The 7,418-nt window shown below is 52.9% G+C and carries 9 protein-coding genes and 1 pseudogene; 3 read left to right on the top strand and 7 right to left on the bottom strand.

The window, feature by feature from the left end:
• The 6 genes from DWX33_RS21880 to DWX33_RS21865 all read right to left on the bottom strand — a co-directional run.
• Positions 1–643: sugar transferase (locus DWX33_RS21880; protein WP_122246836.1), on the bottom strand; the 643-nt coding region annotated here is incomplete at its 3' end.
• A gap of 72 nt (positions 644–715) precedes the next feature.
• Complete coding sequence (locus tag DWX33_RS22670; protein ID WP_173015055.1) at positions 716–859, bottom strand: hypothetical protein; 144 nt, start codon at positions 857–859, stop codon at positions 716–718.
• Positions 860–861: 2 nt separating this feature from the next.
• The gene (locus tag DWX33_RS22665) at positions 862–999 is read right to left on the bottom strand and encodes a hypothetical protein (protein WP_005861865.1); all 138 of its coding nucleotides are present in this window, start codon (positions 997–999) and stop codon (positions 862–864) included.
• Between the two features lie 14 nt (positions 1,000–1,013).
• Positions 1,014–1,415 carry a hypothetical protein gene (locus tag DWX33_RS21875; protein ID WP_057326403.1) on the bottom strand — a complete coding sequence of 134 codons (402 nt, stop codon included), beginning with the start codon at positions 1,413–1,415 and terminating at the stop codon, positions 1,014–1,016.
• A gap of 53 nt (positions 1,416–1,468) precedes the next feature.
• Positions 1,469–2,590 (bottom strand): transcriptional regulator, encoded by a 1,122-nt coding sequence (locus DWX33_RS21870; protein ID WP_087344222.1) that lies wholly within the window; start codon positions 2,588–2,590, stop codon positions 1,469–1,471.
• 516 nt (positions 2,591–3,106) lie between these two features.
• Complete coding sequence (locus tag DWX33_RS21865; RefSeq protein WP_122381032.1) at positions 3,107–4,039, bottom strand: site-specific integrase; 933 nt, start codon at positions 4,037–4,039, stop codon at positions 3,107–3,109.
• Positions 4,040–4,181: 142 nt separating this feature from the next.
• Between DWX33_RS21865 and DWX33_RS21860 the strand changes: the two genes are divergently transcribed.
• Entirely contained in the window at positions 4,182–4,814 is a 633-nt protein-coding gene (locus DWX33_RS21860) for a BT4734/BF3469 family protein (RefSeq protein ID WP_009018544.1), read from the top strand.
• Between the two features lie 27 nt (positions 4,815–4,841).
• On the top strand, positions 4,842–6,647 hold the full coding sequence (locus DWX33_RS21855) for a DUF3987 domain-containing protein (RefSeq protein WP_122381031.1): 1,806 nt from the start codon (positions 4,842–4,844) through the stop codon (positions 6,645–6,647).
• Between the two features lie 224 nt (positions 6,648–6,871).
• Here the strand turns inward: DWX33_RS21855 and DWX33_RS21850 are convergent, their stop codons facing one another.
• Complete coding sequence (locus tag DWX33_RS21850) at positions 6,872–7,111, bottom strand: DUF4248 domain-containing protein (protein WP_036617443.1); 240 nt, start codon at positions 7,109–7,111, stop codon at positions 6,872–6,874.
• Positions 7,112–7,337: 226 nt separating this feature from the next.
• On the opposite strand from DWX33_RS21850, the pseudogene DWX33_RS22995 reads away from it, so the two are divergent.
• Positions 7,338–7,418, top strand: a pseudogene (locus DWX33_RS22995) (DNA-binding protein); the annotation flags it as partial.

Genomic DNA, 7,418 nt, shown 5'->3' with positions numbered 1-7,418 from the left:
AGAATTTCTTCCCGAACACTATGTTCAAGAACGTCTTCACCAATATCTTGAAATCGAACCACCACGAGCGGTGCTCCAGATAGAACAGGTCGTAACGCAGACGGCGGATCATCTTCTCCAGCGTATCCGTATAGCCGTTGTAGAGCGTGGCATACGAAGTCACGCCCGGACGGATCTGGAACAGGAAGCGATAGCGGGGATCACGCTCCATGATCTGGTCGATGTAGAACTTTCGCTCCGGACGAGGGCCGATAAAAGACATATCACCAATGAAGACATTCCATAATTGGGGAAGCTCGTCCAAATGATGCTCGCGCAGGAACTTCCCCACACGGGTCATGCGGGGATCTGCGCCTCCCTTGTAAAGGGCAGGGCCGAACTTCTCAGCGTCCAAACGCATGCTACGGAACTTATAGATGTTGAACGGGCGACCGAAACGGCCAATCCGCTCCTGCCTGAAAATGGCAGGACCGCCATCCTCGCGCCTTACGGCGATGTAGCAGATCAAGAACAAAGGGGAGAATACAACCAAGGCGATAAAGGCCAAAAGACAATCCCCTATACGCTTCACGTTACGCTCGAAGGCGTTCATCCCATCCGGGATAAAATCAGTAGGTTTTCCAAAACTCTCTTTTTTAATCATGGCTAGTTAATTAGTCAATGAAGGCTGTCCTAAGGACAAGCAGTAATGTTATTCGTATAGCCCACCTTTAAATTATTTCTTATCTTCATCCATCTTCCCCCGCATGTGAGAGATATACCGCTCCACGGCTTCATGGGCCAGCTGGCGGAACCGATCCTCGTCATCCAGATGTTCCCAAAGGAGATCCAACAGACGGACATAGATGCTGAAATGCATGTCTATACCTTTTTTAAAGCGTTATAGGTACTGCCGCCCATACCTCCGGTTACGCAGACGATGGATTTGGTCAGCTTGGTGACTTTCAGCAGCGTGTCGATGTAATCACCCAGACGGGGAAAGAATTGTTGTCGGTACATATGTGATAATCGTATTAATTTCTCTGAAATCCGTCCGTGTGGGGATACGGCAGTCCCGATACCTCCCGGTCGTGCCACGACCGGTAATCTTCCGCAGGGAAAACGGGGACGGTCAATCGCTTATAATCCGGCTCGTCGATCCGCAAGATATGCTTGCGGGCGTACGAACGCAGCGAGCGATCCGTTACGGACACCATCACGACCGGAAACGGATACCCGAACAGGCGCATCGGCGTGGTCTCGCTGTCCGGGAACGCACGACGCAACTGATAGGCCGAACGCTCGAAGGCGACCCAGTAAGGCCCCGTACAATACAAGTGCATGGAGGTATGGTTCGCACGCTCGCGCCCCATGATCTCGCGCAAATGGTCGTTCAGCAACGCCACCAAACGAACGCCGGAAGGAAGGGTAGACATCAAATTTGAATTATGAATTTTGGATTATGATTTAAACTGTCAACTGCCACTTCTCAACTGTCAACTGATTCGTGGCCCAGCCATCTATCATAGTCGCCCAGCCGGCGGATCAAGGATAATTTGCTTTTCTTAGGCGAGGGATCGACTTGCCAAGGATCCACTAGCTCGTGTGCCATGCGACGGTAGAGAGCGTTATCCGTACAGCCGTACAAGGTGACCAGCAACAGGGCACGGGATTGAGGTGCTTTCACGACAGGCAATAAGCCGCGCATCGTGTCGTGCAAGCGAACGAAAGCCTCCTCATCGCCCGACAGCTTATAGGTCGGGAGGAGCAACGCGCACAGCTTGCAGCGCATCACGTCTGTCTCCGCACGCAAAGAGGCATACCCCCGCAGTACCTCGCCGGCCAATCGTCGATCCTCCTCGCAGACACTGCCGGAAGCATGGTAACGTCCCAAGGCCTCGTGCAGGCCCTCCGACAGGCGGTCGTTGTCCAGATGGGTATAAACGTGCTTGCTCTTCGCGTTCAACTCGATCAACTCGTACTCACCCGCCTTCACCTCGAACAAGGGTACCCACATGCAATCCAGTATGCGTGCCATCACCTCCTTATGACCGCCGCCCGGCTGGATCACCACCTCGGCCTCCATTCCAGTAAAATAACCGGATGTTATGCGTACCCGATCCCCCTTCAACAAGCGGGTACTCTCCGGCACGTACACCGGGAGCTCGTTGGAGTAAGCCTCCGCCACCCAGCGCAAATTCGCCATCTCCTGATCCAAGAGGTGCGGGAAATAGGTCGTACTCCCGGAAGAGACACGGGGAAGGAAATTATACAAGGGGAGTGCCTGCTTCATGCGGAAGATTTCCTCTACCGAAGAACGGATAAACACGTAGTTGAACAGCAAAGGTCGCCTCGTGTTGACCAGCTTGCCACCCACCTTTCGCACCTCCACGTACGAGGGGGCGAAATACTCGAAAAGAGTCTCTCCCCGACGTTCCCGCCGGGAAAGCTCCACGTCCAAACCTTTGGAGGGGCTGATCCGGTCACGCCGTCCACCCGCGGCAGTAGGAAGCGTGAGCACGTACCAGCGCACGGCTTTCAAGTCATGACGCTTGCCGGCCTGTGTCAGGCCCCCCTTCGGACGATCGTTTCTCAAAATATGCGTCGGCATGATTCTCTTTTCCCTAAGATATACGAGGAGTTCCCCTCTGATTAAACGACAATTCAAAGCCCTGCCAAGCGTACCCTATTTACGCCTAACACACAGCACTTTAAGTTTTCAAATATGGCATTTCTGAAAATTACCATACCTAGTGAATATTTAGCTACTCGGGAAGTAGCGTAAAAGGAGGTGAAAATTACCCAGTTGTAGAGACGGAGCATGCTCCGTCTCCCATCGTCTGACGGTAATTTAAATACCATTTTGAGGAGATGAGACGAGGTACGCCCCGTCTCTACAGGAATACACACACAGGTTATGAGGCATGGTGGAATGATACCGGGAACAAGAGGTCGTTTCACCCGCATCACCATGTCTATACGTTTAGGATAAAATGGGAAAATCAAAGAATAGAGAGGATCAAACGCCTACAATGAGTAAACAAGCGGATCTATTCGCTTGTTTTTAGTTATTTTTTACTATATTCGCGGCATGAAAGAATACGCTACTTCCCGAGTAGCTAATCTCTTACCCCACCTCGGATACCGGTTTATACACGCTCTCGAAGCAAGCCCGGTTCACCGCCGACAGACGTTCCAAGGAAAAGCTCTTCAAGTAAATTTGCGTGGTCTTGATAGACGTATGCCCCAACAGCTCACTGATCATCTCGATCGGTACGTCCTGTTCTTTCAAGGTCGTGGCGAAAGAGTGACGGATCGTGTACGAGGTGACCGGCTCACCCACACCACAAGTCTCCGCCAGCGACCTCAAGTCGCGGTTAAAGCGCAGCAAGGCGCCGTTGTATTCCGCATAGGCCGCCTCACCCGTTTTCTTCCCGCTCAGAAACGGGAACAGGTAAGGCGAGTCCTTGTCCGTGCAAACCGCCAACTCATCCAACAAGAGCCGTACATCGGCCGGGATCTCCACCCGGATGAAAGACCCGCTCTTCTGACGGTGGTACGACAAGACCCCGTCCTTGACATTCTCTTTCCGCAAATGGGCGAAATCCACGAACGCCATCCCGCTGAACGAGAACATCAGGCAAAAACACTGCTGGGTTCTCCGCATCTCCGGCTCAACTCTCGGAGTCCCCATCAACGAGCGCAAGCAATCCAAAGGCAACGCCTTCTTCCGCTTGCTCTCCACGCCTGTAAATACCCCCTTGAACAGATTCGGGATATACGAAACCTCGCCAGCCTCCACCGCCAAGTTATAGATATGCCGGATTCGCCGCATATAGGTGGACACCGTATTGCGCATACAGCCCCGCTTCGACAGCCATGCCTGATAAAGCAAGAGCCTCTCTTTGTCTATATAGGCATAAGGGATTTCCTCCATCCCGCAAAAACACTTGAACGAGCGTAAAGCGTCCAGATAACTCTTCGCCGTGGAATAACGCCCCACCTCACGAAGGTGGGCTATATAAGCCAACATACCCGCCACCACGTCTTCTTTTTTCATATAAATCCTCCTTAAATCCTTGTTTATTCTGTTATCTTTTATTTAATCATGTCAACACCATTAACATTGGGACGAACTGTTCGTCCCGCACTTTATTTTATTAATCCGACCTTCACCGCCGTTAATCTAAGAAAAAGAATACATGAAAAATGAATTTAAAATGTCCCTTTTCGCAGCCCCGATCTCACCGGTCAAAGATAGCCTAACGGGACGAGTATCACGACCGGCTACCGTATATCCCAGTCGAGAAGTCACCTTACAGGAGGTGGCCCGACTCATCACCGGCGATCCGGCCCTCGAACACCTCACCCGGCAGCTCCGCCTCCCGCTTGAGACAGGTGACAAGGAACGATTCAGCGAGCTGAAACGGCAAACGCTACCGTATGTCACGCCTTGCGGGACTTTCTCCTACCGGAAAAGCGATCGGCTCCTGGCCCCGAGCGGATTGGTGGTAGTGGATGTAGACGGATTGGACTCTACCGCGGAGGCGGAAGCCCTCCGAAGACAGCTGTTCGACGATGCCTACCTATGCCCCGCTCTCTGCTTCATCAGCCCGAGCGAACGAGGCGTAAAGGCTTTCGTCCCCTATCCGGAACATCCCGGAAACGAGACACCCGCCTATATCTCCGAGCATATCCTAGGCGTAATGAACTACGTGGAATATGTGTATGGCGACGGAGAGACGCGAGGCTCCCGGAAAGTAGACCCGAGCGGCAAAGACATCGTCCGCTCCTGTTTCCTATGTCATGATCCCAACGCACTCTTCAGGATTTGAAATCATAACTCATAAATCATAAATTACATGTCAGACAGTTTATCCCGCTTAGTAGAAGCGGTTCGTTCGGCGGGTGTAGATATCGCCCCCGGATATTGTGAATACGTACGCTTGGCGTTTGCCATCGCCAACGATTGCGGCGAGGCAGGACGAGAAGGTTTCATCACCCTGTGTTCCCTATCGGTGAAATTTAACCGGGAGAAGGCCGAACGGCTTTTCTCCAACGCCTTGAATAAGGGAGACCACAGGATACACCTCGGTACGGCCTTCCACTTGGCCGAACTGGCGGGCGTACGTTTGGAACCTCCAAGCCGCCCCCGCGATACACACGCAAGTAATGCAAGTAATGCAAATAATGCAGCACCTGTTTCCCACACACGTGCGCGCGATAATAATGTGGAGACCGAGATCGAGGAGCAGGTCGATCCGTTCACCCACCTGCCCTTCTTCCCCGAGGGGCATGAGTGGCCCCGGATGTTGCGGCAGATCATGGCGTTCGGACAGAGCCGGGAGCAACGGGACGTACTCCTCCTCGGCGGGCTCACCACCTTGGGCGCCTCGCTCGCCCAGACACTGCGGTTCCTATATGGAGGCAAATGGTTCTTCTCCAGTTTGCAAACCTTCGTCGTCGCTCCTCCCGCCTCCGGAAAAGGCGTGCTCGCATGGACGCGAATGCTCGTGCAACCGATCCACGACGAGATCCGGGCAAACGTGGCGGAGGAGATGAAAAGGTATAAGAAAGAGATGACCTCCTTCAATTCCTTGGGACGGGAAAAGGCGAAAGCCGAGGAGCCGGAAATGCCTCTCAACCGTATGTTTATATTCTCCGGCAACAACACCGGTACCGGTATCTTGCAGAATATCATCGACTCGGGCGGCGTGGGGATCATCTGCGAGACCGAGGCGGACATGGTCAGCAACTCCATCGCCTCGGATTATGGCCATTGGAGCGAGGTGATCCGCTGCTCGTTCGATCACGACCCGCTCAGTTACAACCGGCGGACAGACCGGGAGTATCGGGAGCTGCGGCACTCACACCTGTCGGTATTGATAAGCGGAACGCCCGGGCAGGTGAAGCCGCTGATCCCTTCCAGCGAGAACGGATTGTTCTCCCGGCAAATGTTCTATTATATGCCCCGTGTACTTCACTGGATCAACCAGTTCAGTCTACAGCGGACCGACACGTCGCTGGAATTCCAGAAATTGGGCAAGGACTGGATCGCTCACTTGAGAGAGATCCAGAAACTGGGGGTGATCTCGCTTCGCTTGACCGACGCGCAAATCGTCTCCTTCAACGAGGTGTTCCAAACCTTGTTCGAGCGCTCCCGGAAGGGCACCGGCAACGAGATGAACAGCTCCGTCGTACGGATGGCCATCAATATCGGACGTATCCTATCGATCGTCGCCCTATTGCGAATAACAGGGGAATGCGAGGAGGCGGGAGACTTCGCCGCCAGCCTGCGCAAGTCGCCCCGGCTCACGCCAGACTCGCAGACCTGCTCCGACAACATCAAGGACGGGATCATCACCCGCTGGGATCTCTCCATCCAAGAGGATGATTTCCAAGCGGTCCTTTCCTTGGCCGAGCCTATGTACCTACACGCCGTACACATACTCTCGTTCCTTCCCGCCAACGAGGTGAAGAACCGGGGCATGGCCGACCAAGAACGTCTCTTCATCACCTTGGATACGGGTTTCACCTATCAATCCCTCTTGGAAGAAGCCGAGAAGCTGAAGATACCCAAAAACACCGCATGCAGTTGCTTGCAACGTTGGCAGAAACAGGGAATCGTCCGAAAGGGAGAAAAACGAGGGGATTATAAGAAAACATAATCCCTCTTCCTCCTCTTCTTTTAAGTATGTACGCACGTGTGTGGGAAAACAGGTACTGCATTACTTGCATTATTTGCATTACTCGCACGCCCCACACGTACACCGGCATCGCCTCACGCCTACGCCCGTACAGGGCCACGCCGATATACGTGTGGGCCAAGGTCGATATACGCATGAAGCGATGCCGATATACGCATGCGAAAGCGAACGTGGAAGATCCTCGTTCAAGGACGGCCCAAATAGCGAAAGATCAGTTCCACTTGCAGGGAGGTGAAAATCCGCTGCCGGTTTTGGTAACCTGTCTCGTCCAGCTCATCGCTGAGCTTCTGATGATGTCGGACCCATCCCGCCAAGCGGTTGAGGGCGGAACACGGACTGATATCGGGAGCATAGGCCATGGCCAACTCCCGTTTGCTATAAGGGCGCACCGGCCACTCATCCAGATATTCGTTGTTTGTTTGCATAAAATAGGTGTTTTTCATTCATTTACAGGAATAAAGATACTAAAAAAGTACGAATCCGGCAACGATCCGATCCACTAATATTCATCTTTTATCACCTTATTCCCCTCGATTTCACACCGCCTCTACGAGACTCATTCCGGAGGAAACCGGAAGTCGTACATTCGTAATCGAAAACAGATCGATCCCATTATCAATTTTCAATTATCAATTTTTAATTATCAAAACTATGGCATTAAATTACAGTGTGGCCCTTCGGCCCAACCCCTTGAAGAAAGACGAGCCGGCGAAAGCGTACGCCACGGCACAG

The organism is Parabacteroides sp. AF19-14, assembly GCF_003635485.1.
Classification (GTDB): Bacteria; Bacteroidota; Bacteroidia; order Bacteroidales; family Tannerellaceae; genus Parabacteroides; species Parabacteroides distasonis.
The sequence above is the reverse complement of the archived record's forward strand: the minus strand, read 5'-3'. Positions and strand labels throughout refer to the sequence as shown.

What these genes read in the sequence shown, in the direction of transcription:
- DWX33_RS22670 (WP_173015055.1), bottom strand. Translation starts at nt 859, where the DNA reads ATGCATTTCAGCATCTATGTCCGTCTGTTGGATCTCCTTTGGGAACAT.
- DWX33_RS22665 (WP_005861865.1), bottom strand. Translation starts at nt 999, where the DNA reads ATGTACCGACAACAATTCTTTCCCCGTCTGGGTGATTACATCGACACG.
- DWX33_RS21875 (WP_057326403.1), bottom strand. Translation starts at nt 1,415, where the DNA reads ATGTCTACCCTTCCTTCCGGCGTTCGTTTGGTGGCGTTGCTGAACGAC.
- DWX33_RS21870 (WP_087344222.1), bottom strand. Translation starts at nt 2,590, where the DNA reads ATGCCGACGCATATTTTGAGAAACGATCGTCCGAAGGGGGGCCTGACA.
- DWX33_RS21865 (WP_122381032.1), bottom strand. Translation starts at nt 4,039, where the DNA reads ATGAAAAAAGAAGACGTGGTGGCGGGTATGTTGGCTTATATAGCCCAC.
- DWX33_RS21860 (WP_009018544.1), top strand. Translation starts at nt 4,182, where the DNA reads ATGAAAAATGAATTTAAAATGTCCCTTTTCGCAGCCCCGATCTCACCG.
- DWX33_RS21855 (WP_122381031.1), top strand. Translation starts at nt 4,842, where the DNA reads ATGTCAGACAGTTTATCCCGCTTAGTAGAAGCGGTTCGTTCGGCGGGT.
- DWX33_RS21850 (WP_036617443.1), bottom strand. Translation starts at nt 7,111, where the DNA reads ATGCAAACAAACAACGAATATCTGGATGAGTGGCCGGTGCGCCCTTAT.